16 protein-coding genes are annotated in these 17,974 nt (G+C 54.2%); 15 read left to right on the top strand and 1 reads right to left on the bottom strand.

Annotation, left to right across the window (positions count from 1 at the left end; translation table 11 throughout):
- The first annotated feature begins 62 nt into the window (after positions 1–62).
- The 14 genes from Q7U76_18130 (at position 63) to Q7U76_18065 (ending at position 16,776) form a co-directional block, all read left to right on the top strand.
- The gene (locus Q7U76_18130) at positions 63–884 is read left to right on the top strand and encodes a class I SAM-dependent methyltransferase (protein ID MDO8358300.1); all 822 of its coding nucleotides are present in this window, start codon (positions 63–65) and stop codon (positions 882–884) included.
- Between the two features lie 31 nt (positions 885–915).
- Complete coding sequence (locus tag Q7U76_18125) at positions 916–2,049, top strand: hypothetical protein (GenBank protein MDO8358299.1); 1,134 nt, start codon at positions 916–918, stop codon at positions 2,047–2,049.
- A gap of 13 nt (positions 2,050–2,062) precedes the next feature.
- Positions 2,063–3,406: a radical SAM/SPASM domain-containing protein gene (locus Q7U76_18120; protein MDO8358298.1), complete on the top strand. Its 1,344-nt coding sequence runs from the start codon at positions 2,063–2,065 to the stop codon at positions 3,404–3,406.
- A gap of 17 nt (positions 3,407–3,423) precedes the next feature.
- The gene (locus tag Q7U76_18115) at positions 3,424–4,932 is read left to right on the top strand and encodes an MBOAT family protein (protein ID MDO8358297.1); all 1,509 of its coding nucleotides are present in this window, start codon (positions 3,424–3,426) and stop codon (positions 4,930–4,932) included.
- Between the two features lie 6 nt (positions 4,933–4,938).
- Positions 4,939–6,030 (top strand): hypothetical protein, encoded by a 1,092-nt coding sequence (locus Q7U76_18110; GenBank protein ID MDO8358296.1) that lies wholly within the window; start codon positions 4,939–4,941, stop codon positions 6,028–6,030.
- 86 nt (positions 6,031–6,116) lie between these two features.
- Entirely contained in the window at positions 6,117–7,880 is a 1,764-nt protein-coding gene (locus tag Q7U76_18105) for an N-acetylneuraminate synthase family protein (protein ID MDO8358295.1), read from the top strand.
- 12 nt (positions 7,881–7,892) lie between these two features.
- Complete coding sequence (locus tag Q7U76_18100) at positions 7,893–9,305, top strand: glycosyltransferase (protein ID MDO8358294.1); 1,413 nt, start codon at positions 7,893–7,895, stop codon at positions 9,303–9,305.
- A gap of 11 nt (positions 9,306–9,316) precedes the next feature.
- The gene (locus Q7U76_18095) at positions 9,317–10,321 is read left to right on the top strand and encodes an N-acetylneuraminate synthase family protein (GenBank protein ID MDO8358293.1); all 1,005 of its coding nucleotides are present in this window, start codon (positions 9,317–9,319) and stop codon (positions 10,319–10,321) included.
- A 16-nt stretch (positions 10,322–10,337) separates the two neighbouring features.
- A complete protein-coding gene (locus Q7U76_18090; protein MDO8358292.1) occupies positions 10,338–11,219 on the top strand; it encodes a class I SAM-dependent methyltransferase in 882 nt (293 codons plus the stop codon).
- Between the two features lie 43 nt (positions 11,220–11,262).
- Positions 11,263–12,183, top strand: a complete 921-nt coding sequence (locus tag Q7U76_18085; protein MDO8358291.1) for a polysaccharide deacetylase family protein — start codon at positions 11,263–11,265, stop codon at positions 12,181–12,183.
- A gap of 37 nt (positions 12,184–12,220) precedes the next feature.
- Complete coding sequence (locus Q7U76_18080) at positions 12,221–13,225, top strand: NAD-dependent 4,6-dehydratase LegB (protein MDO8358290.1); 1,005 nt, start codon at positions 12,221–12,223, stop codon at positions 13,223–13,225.
- Positions 13,226–13,239: 14 nt separating this feature from the next.
- Positions 13,240–14,412, top strand: coding sequence for a LegC family aminotransferase (locus Q7U76_18075; GenBank protein MDO8358289.1), 1,173 nt, complete (start codon positions 13,240–13,242; stop codon positions 14,410–14,412).
- Positions 14,413–14,452: 40 nt separating this feature from the next.
- On the top strand, positions 14,453–15,610 hold the full coding sequence (neuC, locus tag Q7U76_18070; GenBank protein ID MDO8358288.1) for a UDP-N-acetylglucosamine 2-epimerase: 1,158 nt from the start codon (positions 14,453–14,455) through the stop codon (positions 15,608–15,610).
- Positions 15,607–16,776, top strand: coding sequence for an aminotransferase class I/II-fold pyridoxal phosphate-dependent enzyme (locus Q7U76_18065; protein ID MDO8358287.1), 1,170 nt, complete (start codon positions 15,607–15,609; stop codon positions 16,774–16,776). Before neuC ends, Q7U76_18065 begins: the two co-directional genes overlap by 4 nt.
- Here Q7U76_18065 and Q7U76_18060 read toward each other — a convergent pair.
- Positions 16,773–16,985: a hypothetical protein gene (locus Q7U76_18060; GenBank protein MDO8358286.1), complete on the bottom strand. Its 213-nt coding sequence runs from the start codon at positions 16,983–16,985 to the stop codon at positions 16,773–16,775. The genes Q7U76_18065 and Q7U76_18060 overlap by 4 nt on opposite strands.
- A 38-nt stretch (positions 16,986–17,023) precedes the next feature.
- Between Q7U76_18060 and Q7U76_18055 the strand changes: the two genes are divergently transcribed.
- On the top strand, positions 17,024–17,968 hold the full coding sequence (locus Q7U76_18055; GenBank protein ID MDO8358285.1) for a D-2-hydroxyacid dehydrogenase: 945 nt from the start codon (positions 17,024–17,026) through the stop codon (positions 17,966–17,968).
- Positions 17,969–17,974 lie beyond the last annotated feature (6 nt).

Here is a 17,974-nt window from a genome sequence, read left to right as displayed (position 1 = left end):
CGACGCATTCTTTCAAAAACCATAGGTTTCCGTCTCTCTACTTACATAAACAGTTCCAGATTATGCCAAGCAAATTTGATGCATGCCCTTACTGCAATAGTCTGCAGTACGAAGTTGTCTTGGAGGTATTGAATCCTGAGCTTGATACCTATTCAACGCTAATCGGGGTCACGTTCCCTCCTCCTGTTTGCTACTATGAGTGTTCAAGCTGCGGACTGACGTATCGGAACCAGACATTTACGGCTGTGGAGGCCTCCGCTCTCTACCAATCCGCTTATCGCAATCACATCTTGAAGAAAAATACTGCGGACGAATATTTCAACAAGGTGATTGGCATTCCTGCTGCAGAAAGTGAGCTGGACGCAAAAATCAGCCATCTGAACAGTCTCATTAGAGGAAAATCTGTAAGGACAGCTGTCGACATCGGTTGCGGGGTTGGTGCATTCATGTATAAGCTACACGCGAGTAATCCTGGAATTAGCGTCTTCGGCATAGAGCCAACAACAGACTTTGCAATAGTCGCGTCCAGCAGAAACGACACTGAGGTGTTGAATAAGCCGTATGATGGTTTTGATCTTTCGGGATATGATCTCGTATCTTGTATCCATGTATTGGAGCATACGGAGCAGCCTTGGACATTCATCTCAGCCTTGAACCGCAATATGCGGCCCAATGCCTATCTATATATTGAGACGCCCTCCACGGAAGATATTGTTGCGCTACCTGCTGATCACGATCGTTTCATGAGCCCCCATAATTATCTGTTCTCGAAGAAGTTTATGCAGGCTCGGTTTGCCGAAACGGATTTCGCCATTCTTGACATCGGCTACGCCGGGACGCATCGCGGAAAAGTTGATTTGCGTATTTTTGCTGTCCGAAAATAGCCGCCACTTATCTGTAACATTGCGGCCAGATATGGACATTAAGTTTTCGGCTCCTGAACAGGTTTCTATTCTCGTTGTCGACAGTGGCGGCCATGATATTTCGGAATTGTTTGCACCATTGTTCCGGAATGCCTCCTATGCCTGTATTGAGCCCAAGAAGCTGGGTGGTCACATCACTATATCGGTAATGCTGAGGACTATTTATTATTCACTGCTAACTCGAAGGGTGTTGGTTGGGTATATCACAGCATTAGTTCGAAGCATTCGTCCAAGCATCGTGATCACTTTCGTTGATAATAGCTTGCTTTTCCAGCGTTTGGCACGCCACCATAAAAATAAGGGGCCTCGGTTTCTTGCCATTCAAAATGGAGTAAGAATGCTGACGCGAGACAACCCCAAGGGCACATCCCAGGTTTATCATTCTGAATTTGCCTGCCTTGGGCAGCATGATGTTGATCAGTACAAGAGGCATGGAGCGCAGGTGGACTATTTCTATCCGATTGGCTCCTTGCGAGATGCTTATTATCGGGAACGGCAACCCAGACCGCCTGCTATCAAGCGTTTTGATCTCTGCCTGATTTCTCAAATTAAGCCCCAGCACTACAAGGTTTATCCCCAGACGATGCGAAGCCTTACCCTCTTAGCCCAGCATCTCAAGCGATTTTGCGCGACCCATGGCACCACATTGTGTATTGCTGCCCGGCGTCATCCTGAAACGAACGCGCGCCTATTTGAATGGGAGAAGAACTGGTTTCACGAACACATCGGTGCCCAGGCAGAAGTCATTCCCAATGCCCCGGGGGAATACACCAGTTACGCGTTGGTGGACCAAAGTCGAGTTTCGTTAGCACAGCACACAACTCTGCTCCACGAAGGTTTTGGCCGCGGGAATCGGGTGATGTCATGCAACTTCACCGGCGATCCTCAGTATGACTTTCCTGTAGAAGGCCCCTGGAAACTAAACACTCCCGACTATGAAGCCTTCGAAGCGCAGCTCTTGCGTCTGTTGAAAATGAGCGATGACGAGTATTCAAGGCAAGCCGGCAGATGGCCCCAATATCTCATTGGATACAACCCGGCTGCCCCAACGCACCATTTCCTGCAACAGTTGATTGCCGACGCGATCCAAGGACTGCCTCTTCACAATCCACGTCTCGCTAGCTGAGAATATTGCTCATATGAACCCTACAACTGGACGTTTAGATGCCATACAAAGTCGTGCGGATGGCGAAGCGCAACGGCTCAAACACATGCTCGACCATATGGATACCAATCGGGCGTACATTCACGCTCGAGCCCTTCGCGGTGGTGATCTAGATGGGCGCCTGTTACAAGAATTCCGGGACCGTTTCCGATGGTATCGCGAGTCCTGGCGAGATCTACCGCGTCGTGCCGTCGAGCAAAAATTGACAGGGAGCAGCTTCATCGATGCGGGCATTCCCCCTTTGTGCGTTGACATCGAAGTCGCCGCCTTATGCGATTTGGCTTGCCCGTTCTGTTACCGCCAATTCATTGCTACCCCTGACAAGATCATGGCTGACGAGCTGGCGTTTCGCCTGATCGATCAAGCTGCCGATCTCGGGGTGCCCTCCATGAAATTCAACTGGCGGGGAGAGCCACTGCTCCACCCGCGCCTGCCCGAGCTGATTGCTCATGCGAAACGGCGTGGCATCCTTGAGACCATCATCAATACCAACGCCACCTGTTTGGACGAGAAAACAGCAGAAGCGCTCATTGATGCAGGCCTGGACCTCATCATCTACTCGTTTGATGGAGGCTCAAAGGCAAGCTATGAGCGAATGCGTCCCGGCCGCTTCAAAGAGAACAGTTTCGACGACGTCTACTGCAACATCCGCCGGTTTGCTAATATTCGTGCTGCTAAGGGAGCGGTATTTCCTCGCACTAAGATCCAGATGATCCTGACCGAGGAAACCTTCACCGAGCGCGACAACTTCTATCTCCTGTTCGAGGACTGTGTCGATGACGTGTCAGTGAAGCAGTATACGGAGCGTGGGGGGAAACTGTCTGGGCTCGACGAACCCACGCGTCAGAGACTCGGGAAGGCCCTCGCTGGCAGGAATCTCTCGTCCGACACGCCATTTTTTCGCGACAAGGACGACAAGCTGTTCGTCGCCACCGGACGACTGCCATGCGAACAACCGTACCAGCGCCTACTCATCACTTACGACGGGCGTGCCGGCATGTGTTGCTACGACTGGGGGGCGCAACATCCGGTCGGCTATGCCGACAAATTGACCATTGAGCTTGGCGAAAGCGAGTACACAGGTATTGTTGAACGGGCGCGAGCAGGCGGCAAGGGTTTTATTCAACTCAAGGCGGTTGATATGCCCAAGCAATACAACCGCCTATCCCCGGTCGTGCAAACACTCTCCGAAATCTGGACCGGCCATGAAATCGACGCCGTCCGCACTGCCCATGTTGAAGGCCGAGTCGGCGATATCGACATCTGCAAAGCCTGCCCCTTCAAAGAGACCTATCGCTGGGAGGCGATCGAGGAGTAAGCCTCGTAACGCAATCCATGCTGTTCAATTCCATCGAATGTATTTTTGTGTTTCTTCCGGGGGTCGCACTCGGTTATTTCGTGCTGGGCAAGCGGTCGCCGAACGCCGCCATCGTTTGGCTCGTAGCGGCCTCTCTGGCTTTTTATGCTTGGTGGGATCCCCGCTATCTCACGTTGCTGGTAGGTTCCGTAGTATTTAACTACCTGATCGGCCGACGCATTGGTGCTGGTCGGTACACGGCATTTTGGTTGGCGTTGGGCATCGTCACCAACCTGTGTCTCCTTGGCTACTATAAGTATGCCAATTTCTTTCTCGACAATCTCGTGCTGGTCTCGGGCCATGCATTCTCGGTGGATCGCATCATTCTTCCCTTGGGTATCTCCTTTTTCACTTTCACCCAAATCGCCTATCTGGTAGATGTCTGGCGGAGCGAAGCGCGCGAATATCACTTCACGAAGTACCTCTTGTTTGCCACTTTTTTCCCGCACCTGATTGCCGGTCCCATCCTGCATCACAAGGAAATCATGCCCCAGTTCGACGATGCGCAAACGTTCCGCGTCAATTGGGAGCGGATAGCCGAAGGACTTTCGTTCTTCGCGTTGGGCCTGGCCAAGAAAATCCTGCTAGCGGACAACATCGCTCCTTACGCAACCGATGTATTTGAAGCCGCCAGAATGGGCAGCGTTTCTTTTTTGGAAGCCTGGCAGGGTTCGCTATCTTATACGCTTCAGCTCTATTTCGATTTTTCAGGCTACTGCGATATGGCGATCGGCGCAGCCCTACTTTTCGGTATACGCATGCCGGTCAATTTCGCATCCCCCTACAAATCGCTCAGCATTATCGAATTTTGGCGTACCTGGCACATGACTCTCGCGCGTTTTCTGCGCGACTATCTGTACATCCCTCTCGGCGGAAACCGCGTGGGGGAACTGCGGCGGTATTTGAATCTGATCATTGTCATGCTGCTTGGAGGACTCTGGCATGGCGCCGGCTGGACGTTCGTGGTGTGGGGCGGCCTCCATGGTATGTATCTACTGATCAATCATGCTTGGCGTTCAGCGTTTCGGGCTAGCGCGCCCAACATCGCATTGAACGCAGCCTATTGGGTACTGACCTTTATCTGTGTCGTTTTCGCGTGGGTGTTCTTTCGGGCGGATAGCCTGCAAACCGCTATAAACATGATGTACGGCATGCTCGGGCTCCAGGGGTTTGTCCTGGAGTTAAATTATCGTGCCTATTTCGGCCCGCTGGCCCATTGGCTGGAAGCTCTCGGTTTCACGTTCGCGCCGGCCACGCAAATGCGTGTTGCCGCCCTCCCATGGATTCTCGGCTTGCTCGCGATTTGCCTGGCGCTGCCGAACTCCCAGCAATGGATATGGGATAAAAAACCGCTCCTTGCCGCCAAACAGTTCGGGCTTCTTTGTTGGCGCCCCACAACAGTCTATGGTCTCACCTTGGGCGCTCTGGCAACTTACGCCATCTCAAAGATCGGGCAGCCCAGTGAATTTCTTTACTTCAACTTCTGAGCTGACATGCGCTTCGCTGTCGTATTTCTCACCGTTCTGCTCCTCACTCAACTTGTTATTCTTGGTATCAATATTTATGAGGACGAGGAAGGTCGAATGTGGCGGGGCTATCCACGAGAACGCTGGATGGCCGCGAAGATGCTTGAGGGCTACGACATCGCCGGGCGTCAAGATTTCCGCATCCGTGCATTGGTCACTGAAACCATCGGCCAACGGCTGGCCGCACCGGAAATCGTCGTGTTGGGCTCCAGTCGGGCGCTGCTGGTTGGTGAGAAGATGTTGCGTGAGTCGAGTGTCAGCAATAACGCCATTTCGTCGGCTCGTTTGGTGCACTACTTCAGCGTCCTCGGGCAGTACGCACAGCGGGGCATGACTCCCAAAGTTGTGCTCATCGGTGCGGACCCCTGGATCTTCAAGGAAGAACGCTTTGTTATCTGGCCTATGGAGGAGGGAGTGCGCACATTGGCGCCCCAACTGCGCATCGACCCGAAACGCATGGGGATGAACGACGCACTGCACTGGACCGGCTATTTTTCCGGACTCAAAGCTTGGAAAGGGCTGACCAGTCCAGATAGCGTCGAGAATGAGTGTGGCCTGGACCAACTTCGTTTCGATGACGCTAGCCCCTGCGCTGTGCGCAGGCATGACGGCAGCCTCAAGTACCCGGAAGATCAAATCACGCTTTCCCCTGAATCAATCGCGGCGGAAGTGCTGCGAAGCGCACGCGGTCGCATGCATTCCTACGACGGGTATCGCGAGTTGGACGCGGAACGCATTCAGGCTTTTCGTCAATTCCTGATATACCTTCAATCCAAGGGTATTCGGATCGCTATTTTTCTGGCGCCCTATCACCCGCTGGTCGAGGAGCATCAGCAGGGGAGACGGGACTGGAAATTGACACAGGACGCAGAAGCGTCAATTCGAGGCATCGCCCAACCACTGAACATACCTGTTTTGGGCGCATATAGTGCCGCTAAAGCTCAATGCGCGGCTTCGGAATTCTATGACGGCATTCACGCTAAAGAATCCTGCATTCAACGCATCCTTTCCCCTTTCATAGATCATGGGGCGAGAGCAGAAACCGGTTCAGTACGCTAGCATGCGAGTCTGTTTGATCAGCAGCACGGTGCAACCACTCGTTGCGTTTAACGAGTGGTTGCCGGCAACGAGATTCGAGGGCCTACATGAGTCGTATTGAAGTCGTCGCCGAAATTGCCAATGCACATCAGGGCAATCCAAAGTTGGCGCTGGAGCTGGCGCTTCGGGTCTTGGACGCAGGGGCTGATGCGGTCAAGTTTCAAATATATTTTGCCCATGAGCTCTTGGTTCGGGCACATCCGCGCTATGCTCACTTTGAACGCCAATCGTTCTCTCGCGACGTCTGGAAAGAACTCATTCTTTCCCTGAAAAACAGGGGCGGGCGTGTTTATTGCGACGTCTTTGGCCTGGATGCACTGGGGGTTGCTTGTGCCTCAGGCGTTGATGGTTTCAAGGTACATTCGTCCGACTTGGGCAATCAACCGCTGCTGCAAACCTTGGCAAACTTGCCTGCAACGCGTGTTTTTCTATCGACCGGCGGTAGCACTGCTCGAGAAATCGCCTATGCGATCAATCTGCTAGGCCGGAAGCACCGGCCTGTGCTGCTGCATGGTTTTCAAAGCTACCCGACGGCGGTGGAGGATTCAACGCTCAAGCGACTATCTTGGCTGCAGGACAATTTTGGCACGGTAGCCGATATTGGATATCAGGACCATGTCGATGGTAGTGATCCGTTTGCGATCACCCTGCCGCTACTAGCTATTGCCATGGGTGCCCAGGTTATCGAGAAACATGTAACCCTGGACCGCGCCGCAAAGGGGGTCGACTACTATTCATCTCTGGAACCTCACGAGTTTGCCAATTTCGTTGCCGAAGTGCGTAAAAGTGAAACCGCACTGGGAGCACGTCCTGACACCTTCAGTGCGGCAGAACGCCAATACAGGAACACGGTAAAGAAACGCTGGGTGGCGGCTGTTGACTTGCCGGCGGGGACAATTCTTGCTCCCTCGGATTTGTTGATGAAGCGCGTTCCCGACGACGGTCGCGATGCAGCCGAATTGGAACAGTTGATTGGCCGGTCATTGACGCATGACCTGGCAGTTGAAGATATTGTCACTCGAGCCGACGTCAACTGCACCACTTGGGCGATGGTTGTTGCGCGCTCGCGCTCCAGCCGGCTTCCTGGCAAGGCCTTGCTCGACATGGCTGGCATGCCAGCGCTTCAGCATCTACTGGAGCGACTCAAGCAGGTAAAATCAATCGACCGTATCGTTTTCTGCACGACGACGCTGGACGAGGACACCCCCTTGGCACAGCTGGCCGAAGCGTGCAATGTCTCTGTAAGCCGGGGTCCCGTGGAAGACGTGCTCGGACGCATGCTGGGAGCACTCGAAGGACACGAGGTTGATGTCGTGCTGCGCGTCACAGGCGACGATATTTTGGTCGATCCCGACTACGTCGATCGCGGCCTCGCACATCATCTTGCCAGCAACGCCGAATATTCCGACCTCAAGGCCTTACCAAGCGGCACCGAAGTCGAATACTTCGACGCCCGCTTGTTGCGGCAGATTCACCGCTTGGCCAAAGCCCCAGAAGGCACCGAGTACCTGACGTTCTACGTCACTCATCACAGCGATCAGTACCGTATTGGCCACATCCCTGTTGATCAAAAGCACGCGCACAACTGGCGGTTGACGCTGGATACCGCGGAGGACTATGAAGTCATTCGCAAACTCCTGGAGGGCATGCGCGCCAAAGGCAAACCCCTCGATTACCGCTTGGACGACATTGTCGAGTTTTTTATCAATCATCCCGAAATACTGGCGATCAATGCCGGTGTTCGGCAACGACAAGCCCCGCCGCAGGTCGACACCGCCATTGTATGGAGTCGATTACTTGGGCAGCCCTAACCGGAACGCAATATGAGCATTGAGCACGATCAAGCCCCGCTGGTGACCGTCTACATCACAAGCTACAACTACGAGCGGTACATTCGTCAGGCGATTGAAAGCGTATTGGCGCAGACGCTACAGGATTTTGAACTGATCGTCATTGACGATGGCTCGACGGACAACTCGCGTGCCATCATAGAAGCCTATGCCGTCCACCCCAAGATTCTGCCGATTTTTCAGCAGAACAAGGGGCTCAACGTCACCAATAACATCGCACTGCGCGTGGCCCGAGGGCGCTATATCATGCGCCTGGACGCCGACGACTGGTTGGACCCACACGCCATCGAGGTATTGAGCAATGTCCTGGAGCGCCATCCCAATGTTGGGCTAGTGTTTCCAGATTACTATCTTGTGGATCAAGAGGGCCATGTCACCGAACAAGTTCGCCGGCACGATTTCGACGACGTGACGCTGCTCGACCAACCGGCGCATGGGGCATGCACGATGATTCGTTGCGACTGCCTGCGCGAAGTCGGCGGCTATGACGAAAGCTTTCGATGCCAGGACGGCTACGATTTGTGGATCCGCTTCATCGAGCACTTCGAAGTGCAAAACGTCAATTTGCCACTGTTTTTCTATCGACAGCACGGCAACAATTTGACCCGCAATGAAGAAAACATTCTCGCCACGCGCTCGGAGATTGTGCGCCGTATGGCCGAACGCAAGGGAAGCCCGCTCAACGTATTGGCCGTAATCGCAGTGCGTGGCCCGAGTATCGACCCTGCCAGTCCGGCACTCAAGCCCTTGGGTGGGAAACCACTGCTAGACTGGACACTGCAAGCTGCCTGTGAGGCTCGTCGCATCCGCCAGGTTATTGTCAGTACACCGGACCATGCGCTCATCGAATATGTCCGTAAGTTTCCGGGCCACACGCCATTGGCGGTTGAACGCCCTGCCGCATTGGCCACCCCCAATACACCACTTATCGCAACCCTGCGTCACGCTCTGGAAGTGGCAGAAGCCTCGGGCGAACATTTCGATGCCGTTTTCCAATTGTCGATCGAATCCCCCTTTCGTGCTGCCCGTCATCTCAATGCGGCCATCGAAGTCATGGAACTCTTCGATACGGACGTTGTAATCGGTGTTCGCCCCGAGACCGACAACTTCTACCGGCACAACGGACACGGACTTGTTGCCGTCAGTGAAGCCAACCGCCTGCGGCTGGAACGCGAAGAAATCTACCGTGAAGTCGGCTCAATGCGACTTCTAAGACGAGAGCAAGTGCTTACTGACCAGGCGCAACCCAAGGCTCGCGTTGGCAATGTTATTTTGGATCAACGAGCCGCTGTCCGATTAGTCAGCTACTTTGACTGGGCGGTTGCAGAGCTTTTGACCGCGGCGCAGAGTGAAAGTGGTGCGGCGCGCCAGCTACTATTCCCTTAATGGAGATCCACATGAACTTCAAAACCCTCAAGCGTGCCTGGATTATCGCCGAGATCGGAGTCAATCATGAAGGAAGCGAAGAAGTTGCAGCCGATCTGATCCGCAAGGCAGCAGCTGCGGGAGCCGATGCCGTGAAATTCCAGACCTTCGTCCCCGAACATTACGTTTCTACCGAACAGCCCGAACGCTTTGAACGGGTTGGACGATTCTGCCTATCGCACGATGCGTTTCGTCGCCTGGCGGCGCTTGCCAGATCACTAGGTCTGACGTTTTTCTCAACACCCCTTGGATTTGCCGACATTGACTTTCTCGACGAAATTCAACCTATCTTCAAAATTTCATCAGGCGATCTGACCTTTCTCGCACTGATCCGCCACGCAACGCGCACGCGAAAGCCCCTGATCATTTCCACTGGACTGGGTACGGAAGCTGAAATTCAGGCGGCAGTAAATGTCGTACTGGAGGAACGTCCCTCGGCGCGTGAAGATGGCTCGGTCATGCTCATGCACTGTGTCTCCGCGTATCCCACGCCCGCCGAAGAAGCGAATCTACGCAATGTCACTTGGCTTGCTCGTCGTTTTGGCATGCCCACCGGTTATTCTGACCATACACTCGGCATCAAGGCTTGCGAGCTGGCCATTGCAGTCGGTGCAGTCGCCTTGGAAAAACATTTCACGTACCGCAAAGAAGATCAAGCGTTCCACGATCACAAGCTTTCAGCTGACCCTGCCGACCTTGCAGCCTTGGTCGCAGCAGTCCGTCAGGCAGAGCGTTACTTGGGCAGCGAAATACGTACCCGCACCGAAGCGGAACTCAAAATGGAATTGCACATGCGTCGCTCAATCGGAACCGTAGTCGACATTCCCGTTGGTCTGCCGGTCAAGAGGGAATGGCTGACCTGGCTGCGTCCAGCCTGGGGCCTTGGTCCACAAGAGATGGAGCGCATTATCGGCAAGCCCTTAAATAAAGCATTAAAAGCAGGCGCACTGGTGCGCGCCGAGGATCTTACCTCTTAACGGAGCGGGCAACATCATGGACCAACAAAATCAGACCCTGAACTATTTTTCGACGCATGCTGATGACTGGCAGACAAAGGCCACGCAAGCTGATTACAGCGTCATCGACAATCGGCATGCCGCCGTACTCACGGTCATAGAGCAGCATAACCAAGTCAAACGATTCCTCGACGTCGGCTGTGGAACCGGTCAACTGGTCATCGCCGTAGCGAAGCTAGGCATTAAGGCCAGTGGCCTCGATTTTTCCCGGGAAATGATCGTCAAATGCGAATCCAATAAACTCCACGCACAGGTCGATGCCGAGTTTCAATGCGGGTCTTTTTTTGACATTTCATTGCCAGACGACACCTTCGACGTAATTAGCGCGCAGGGGTTCATTGAATATATTTCCCTTGAGCAAATGGATATCTTTCTCTCAAATTGCGTTAAGACCCTTGTCCCCGGAGGCTCACTGGCGTTGGGCTCTCGAAATCGGCTATTCAATCTCCACTCCCTCAACTGTTTCACTGAACTCGAGATGGAACTCGGAACGGTCAAGTCGTTGCTGTCCGAATCGATTGTGTTGCAAGGTAGCGCATCGCAGGAGGAAGCGATACGCAGACTGACTCAGCTTGAAAGGACGTATCCTCAGCCAGAGTTGCATCCCATTACCGGAATCAAGGTCGATACCCGGTATCAATTCTCTCCAGCCGATCTCATGGCTCGCATGCGCAAGCATGGGCTGCGTCCCAGAGCAATCTATCCTGTGCATTTTCATGGTCTGCCGTCGGCCGTCATTCGAGACGAAGACATGGCACCATTGCACAAGCAACTCGCCCAGCTGGTCTCCGGACAGAAAATTACTGATTGCCGCTATGTGCCATACAGTTCGTCGTTTGTGCTTGAAGCACAGCGGTAATGGCTACGCGTGTAAGGGTGCGAAACGCCTTATGAAGATCTTGATGTACCACTACGTGCGCCCTTTGGAGACCAGCCGTTACCCGTCCATTAAAGGACGCCGTGTAGAGGAGTTTAGAGGGCAACTCAGGTACCTGCGTAAACACTTTCACCTGTGTTCCCCGGCGGAGATTTTCGATCGTTTGCAAGCAGAAGAGTCTATTCCTGACAACTGGGCGCTACTCACGTTTGATGACGGTTACTCCGACCATTTCCGCTACGTGTTGCCCATTCTGGATGACGAAAGGGTGAGTGCACTGTTCTTTCCTCCGGTCTCAGTCATCACCGACCGTCGTTTGCTGGACGTCAATAAAATCCACTTCACGCTTGCCGCGGCACAGTCGGTAGAACAGGTGTATGCCCGACTCATCATCCGCTTGGGTGAACATGGTTTTGCCGCCGAGGATATTGAAGCGTTGAAGTCGAAGTATTACCGCGCGAATCGATTTGATGGCGCAGAAATGATTTTCATTAAACGTGTGTTGCAAAAAGGGTTGCCTTTTGAGCTACGCAACGAAATCGCATCTCAGTTGTTCGTGGAATTTGTGTCGATCGATGAGCGGGCATTTGCCGAAGAACTCTATTTGAGCCTCGACGAATGCCGCATCATGGCGCGCCACGGCATGTTTTTCGGTTCCCATGGGCGTAATCACTACTGGATGGGTGAATTGAACGACCTCGACCAGAGCGTCGAGATTTCAGAAAGCATTGCTTTTTTGAACGCCATTCACTCTCCGCTGACAACGCCATTGCGGGGATTGGCCATGAGCTATCCCTACGGTTCGTACAATGCGCACACGATCTCCGAGCTGAAAAAATATGGCTTCGCGTTTGCCCTGACGACAAAAGTTGGTGATTCCGATTTCTCGGCAGATGCTCGATACGAAATCAAACGCTACGATACCAACGACTTTCCGGTGAATTAGCGCAGTCTGTTAGGGCGCGGAAGCAAAGGGATCTCATATGCAGTTTAAAAGAATTCTGATAACCGGAGCGGATGGTTTCATTGGCTCTCATCTGACCGAGATGCTGGTTCGCGAGGGGCACGAGGTCCGTGCGTTCGTGCTCTACAACTCGTTCAACTCCTGGGGATGGTTGGATCATGCAGCTCCTGCAATCAAAGCCAATCTCGATGTCTTTGCTGGCGACATTCGCGATCCGCATGGGGTATGCAAAGCCATGACTGGCTGCGACGTCGTCATGCATCTGGCCGCGCTCATTGCAATTCCGTACTCCTATCATTCGCCGGACACCTACATCGAGACCAACATCAAAGGCACACTGAATGTCCTGCAGGCGGCCCGCAACCTCGGTAACGTCCGTGTGGTTCATACTAGTACCAGCGAGGTGTATGGTACAGCTCGCTTCGTTCCCATCACCGAAGACCACCCCCTGCAAGGGCAATCCCCGTATTCTGCATCCAAAATTGGTGCGGACCAATTGGCCTATTCTTTCTTTGCCGCATTCGGCTTGCCTGTCAGTATCATTCGTCCGTTCAACACCTACGGTCCTCGCCAGTCGGCCCGCGCCGTGCTTCCAACCGTGATCACGCAAATTGCCAATGGATCTCGGCTACTCAAACTCGGAGCCTTGCAGCCGACGCGCGACTTCAATTACGTTCAAGATACCATCCGCGGTTTTCTCGCGGTGGCCCAGTCCGATGCAGCACTGGGTGAAGTGATCAATATCGGCAGCAACTTTGAAATTTCCATCGGCGATGCGGTTCGGGTGATTGCTGAACTCATGGGACAGTCCGTCGATGTTCAGGTCGATGCGGAACGGTTGCGTCCCGCTGCAAGCGAGGTTGAACGGCTATGGGCTGACAACGCCAAAGCCCTGAAATTGTGCGGATGGCAACCCGAATACGCGGGACTGGCGGGATTCAAGCGCGGTATGCAAGAAACCATCGAGTGGTTTGTTCAGCCTGCCAATCTCGCCCGCTACAAGGCGGGCAGCTACAACATCTGAGGCCGTTGCCGAATATGAGCCAAGCATCGGGCATCGCGAATCAGATACTGCAAGCAGTTCGAGCGGCTATTCCATCTGCGCGCGGCAATGTCGCCTTGCACGAACCCAGTTTTAAAGGCCGAGAGGAAGAATACGTTTTGGATTGTCTGCGCACGGGCTGGGTTTCCTCGGTCGGAGCCTACGTCGACCGTTTCGAGGTCATGCTTTCGGAATATACCGGCGCCAGGCACGCGATTGCGACCTGCAACGGCACCGCCGCATTGCATGTTGCCCTTCTCCTGGCGGATGTACAACCCAACGATGAAGTCCTAATTCCGACATTAACCTTTGTCGCTACAGCCAATGCCGTTAGTTACTGCAGTGCGGTTCCACACTTTGTGGATAGTGCCGAAGAGACATTGGGAATAGACCCAGTCGCGTTGGAAGGGTATCTGGAAATCATTGCAAAACGCGCTGGAGATGTCTGGATCAACCGATCTACCGGTCGTCGATTACGCGCGGTCGTACCGATGCACACGTTCGGACACCCGGTCAACGTTGAGGGACTGCAAAAAGTGTGTGACCGTTATGGCTTAGCTATGGTCGAAGATGCAGCCGAGTCTCTGGGCTCGACCTACCGAGGTGTTCATACAGGCAACTTTGGCCGCGTGGCCGCACTGAGCTTTAATGGCAACAAGATCATTACAACGGGTGGGGGCGGTGCCATCCTGACGAATGACCCGGAACTTGGCCGTCGGGCGAAACACCTGACTACTACAGCACGCGTGGCGCATCGGTGGGAACTTACGCATGACTCAATCGGGTTCAATTATCGATTGCCAAATATCAACGCAGCGCTCGGCTGTGCACAGATGGAGGTCTTGCCAAGCTTTCTGGCTCGGAAACGCGACCTTGCACACCGCTACAAAGACGCATTTTCTTCCGTTCCCGTGGTCAGATTCGTTTGCGAACCAGCCGAGACAAAAAGTAATTACTGGCTCAATGCCATTCTCTTGCCCGAGTCATGCGCGGGAGCGCGGGACTTTGTGCTGCAGTCACTCAACGAGGCCGGTTTCATGGCCCGTCCTTGTTGGACGTTGATGCACAAACTACCGATGTATGCACAGTGTCCCCGTGCTCCTCTGCCAATCGCTGAGGCCATCGAAAGATGTCTGCTCAATTTGCCCAGCAGTGCCACCTTAAATTAGGCCAAGCTAGCGTGCTATTCGATCGACCCTGGACACGACCATGACCCGAACCATTGCCGTCCTCACTGTCGGACGCTCAGACTTCAGCCGCTATCGCCCGGTACTGCGAGCGCTGCAAACGCGCACGGACGTCGTACTCCGACTGCTGGCAACCGGCGGGCATTTTTCGCCGATCTACGGCGAAACCTGGCGCGAAATCGAAGCAGCCGGGTTCAAGTTCGAGCCGGGCCTGGATGCTACGCTCGCATGTAACACTCCCGTTGGCGTTGGCAAAACTATTGCGCTGGCGACTGCAGCGCTGGCACAGTCATTCGCAAGGGACCGCCCGGATCTGCTGGTCTTGCTCGGGGATCGCTACGAGATGTTGAGTGGTGCAAACGCCGCCCTGGGGTTCAATCTTCCGGTCGTCCACATTCACGGAGGTGCTGTGACGGAAGGAGCCATCGACGAGTTGGTACGACACGCTCTGACCAAAATGAGTCACTATCACCTGGTATCGACCGATGAATACGCCAAACGCGTTCGGCAGATGGGTGAGGAGGATTGGCGCGTGCAGACCGTTGGTGCTCCGGGTCTTGACGAACTGACCAGACTGGCCATTTTCGATCGCGGAGCACTGTGCGCGGAAACCGGGTTGGATCTCACTAAGGGATTCCTGTTGCTGAGTTTCCATCCTGTCACGCTCGAATTGGAGGACGTCGAAACCCAGATTGCCGCCCTCTTGGAAGTTGTGTCCGACTCGCCGCTGCCGTGCGTCATTACCTATCCAAATGCGGACCCCGGAAGCCAAAGCATCATCGCTGCGGTGAACGCCTACGCCCAGGCGGTTCCCGCCAAAACCAAAGTTTTTGCCAATGCAGGTTCTGAGCGTTACACCAGCCTCATGGCGAACGCCACGGCCATGATTGGAAACTCTTCAAGCGGCTTGGTCGAGGCGCCAACCTTCCGCCTGCCCGTAGTCAATATCGGTACACGTCAGGATGGAAAAATTAAGGCCGCCAACATCATCAATTGCGGCTATGGTCGCGCCGATATTGCCGAGGCCTTACAACTCGCAATCTCCAACGATTTCCGTGACGGTCTGCGCGACCTCATCAATCCATACGGCGATGGGCGATCCGGCCAGCGGATCGCGGATATTCTTGCCACTCTGCCACTTAACGCCAAATTGCTCCGCAAACGGTTTATCGACCTATGAAACTATCCCCGGAAATCCAGGACTCTCTTGAATTGCGCTTCAGCGGTGTGGCGCGACAAATGAACGAACGGGGTGAGCGCATTATTTCCCTCGGTCTCGGCGAGCCGGCATTCCCAACGCCGCCGGCAGTCGTCGAGGCGGCGATAGAGGCCATGCGCAATGGAATGACGCGTTATTCCAGCCCATTTGGGTTGCCGGAGTTACGCGAAGCGATTTGCGCCAAGCTGGTCGCTGACAATGGCATCTCCGTTTCACCTGGAGAAATCATGGTGACCCCGGGTGCCAAGATGGCGCTCTCGCTGGCACTGGCGGCCCTGTTGCAACCGGGTGATGAGGTCATCAACATTCTGCCTTGCTACCCCAGCTATCTTCCGCAGATCCGGATCGCCGAGCCGGAAGCGATCATTCACAACATCGATTTGTGCCACGCCGATTTCTCGCTGGATTTTGATGCCTTACGCCATCGACTGTCGCCGCGCACCAAAGCTCTCATCATCAACTTCCCACACAATCCGACCGGGAAGATGCTCACGCAACGCGAACTCGACGTTCTCGTCGAACTCCTGACAGATCACTCATGCTGGCTGATTTCTGACGAAATCTACGAACGTCTAAATTTTTCAGGGCAACGGCATCTTTCGCCTGGTGCCGTGGCTGCACTAGCGGAGCGAACCATCACCATCAACGGTTTCTCCAAGGCGTACAGCATGACGGGTTGGCGTATCGGCTACCTCGCCGCCAAAGGGCCGATCATGAAAACCATCAGCAAACTTCAGCAGCACATGAATACTAATGTGGCGCCCTTTACTCAATGCGCCGCTGTGGCTGCACTGGCCATGCCTATGGATTTTTTAGCCGAATACAATGCGCAACTGGCTCGCAATGCCAATTACCTCCAGGGTGTTGTCGACCAGAGCCCAGCGCTGGAATTGCAAGCCAGCGAAGGTGGCCTTTTCGCTTTTCTGAACATTGGGCGCACCGGCTTGGATTCCGATGCGTTCTGTGCCGGCCTGCTGCAAAACCACGCTGTCGCCGCCAGCCCAGGCATCAGTTTTGGTAGCCACTGGGATGATCATGTGCGCATCTCGCTAGCAACCGATTGCTCATCCTTTGCCGAGGGCATCAACCGGTTGCATGCGTTCACCACAACGGTGGTTGGCAGTTAATCATGCGACGACCGACACTCCTGCTCCTGCGCCATTTCGCACCACGTGACCGCCAGTGGCTGATGGCGCGTCACGGTGCGTAATGCGAGATCATTGAGTTCCCCACCAACGATGAGGCTACGTTCATGAAAGCTGATTGCTAATATGGTAGGGCTACAAAAATTCTTGGCTGTCAGGATGACGCGCATGGACGCTTGTGTCTTCGGCATCGCCGCTTCTTTATAACCTTCAGGCTAGGCATGTATTGATGAAAATACTTCTTGCGGGCGCATACGACGATCAGTTCAGCGCATTTCGGACACTGTTCCCGACCGTCGATTTTGTGCGCACGGACGGTGCCGAGGTCGATATCGCCGAAGCCGATGCGCTCATCGGCATGAGCCGGGCCCCCTTCGACAAGGTGTTTACCGAGCATTTTCTGGCGACCAACAAAAGCGTGCGTTGGGCGCATGCGCCAGGCGCAGGGATTGATTTCTACCTATTTCCCAATCTGGCCACCTCGTCGATCACGCTGACCAACGGGAAGATTATTCAGGGACCGGAAGTGGCGGAACATGCGGTGGCGCTCACGCTTTGCCTAAGTCGGCGCATTGGTCTCATCCTGAAAGGCGTGACGAATGACAGGCTTCCCGCGCCGATTGAGCTGCGAGGCAAAACGGCCGTTGTCATTGGCTTCGGCGGTATCGGCATGTTAGTGGCGGAAAGATTGTCGGCCTTCGGCATGACGGTTGATGTTGTTACTGAAACAGGCATGCCGTTGGTCAGCAGCGTGCGCAAGACATATTTCGGCGATCAACTTATGGTGGCTTTGCCCAATGCCGACGTCGTCATCATGGTGGCGCCGCTTACCCCGCGGTCCCGTAATATGCTAGGACGCGAGCAATTCAATGCCATGAAGCAGGACGCCTATCTGGTGAATGTCTCGCGCGGTGGTACGGTCGATCTCGGTGCGTTGGTGGAAGCGCTGGATGCAGGTAAGTTTGCCGGCGTTGGCCTGGATGTCACCAATCCAGAACCCTTGCCGGCCGATCATCGGATTCGCGGATTTGAACGCGTCATTGTGACCCCGCATCTGGCGGGCCGCTCTGACCGCTTTCGCGAACGCAATTATGAATTAATTACAACGAATATTCGCCGTTTCATCGCTGGCCTGCCATTGATCAATATTGTGGATAAAGTCGCTGGATTTTAAGGAGGG

The sequence above is a fragment of the Nitrospirota bacterium genome (genome assembly GCA_030645475.1).
GTDB lineage: Bacteria > Nitrospirota > Nitrospiria > Nitrospirales > Nitrospiraceae > Palsa-1315.
The sequence above is the reverse complement of the archived record's forward strand: the minus strand, read 5'-3'. Positions and strand labels throughout refer to the sequence as shown.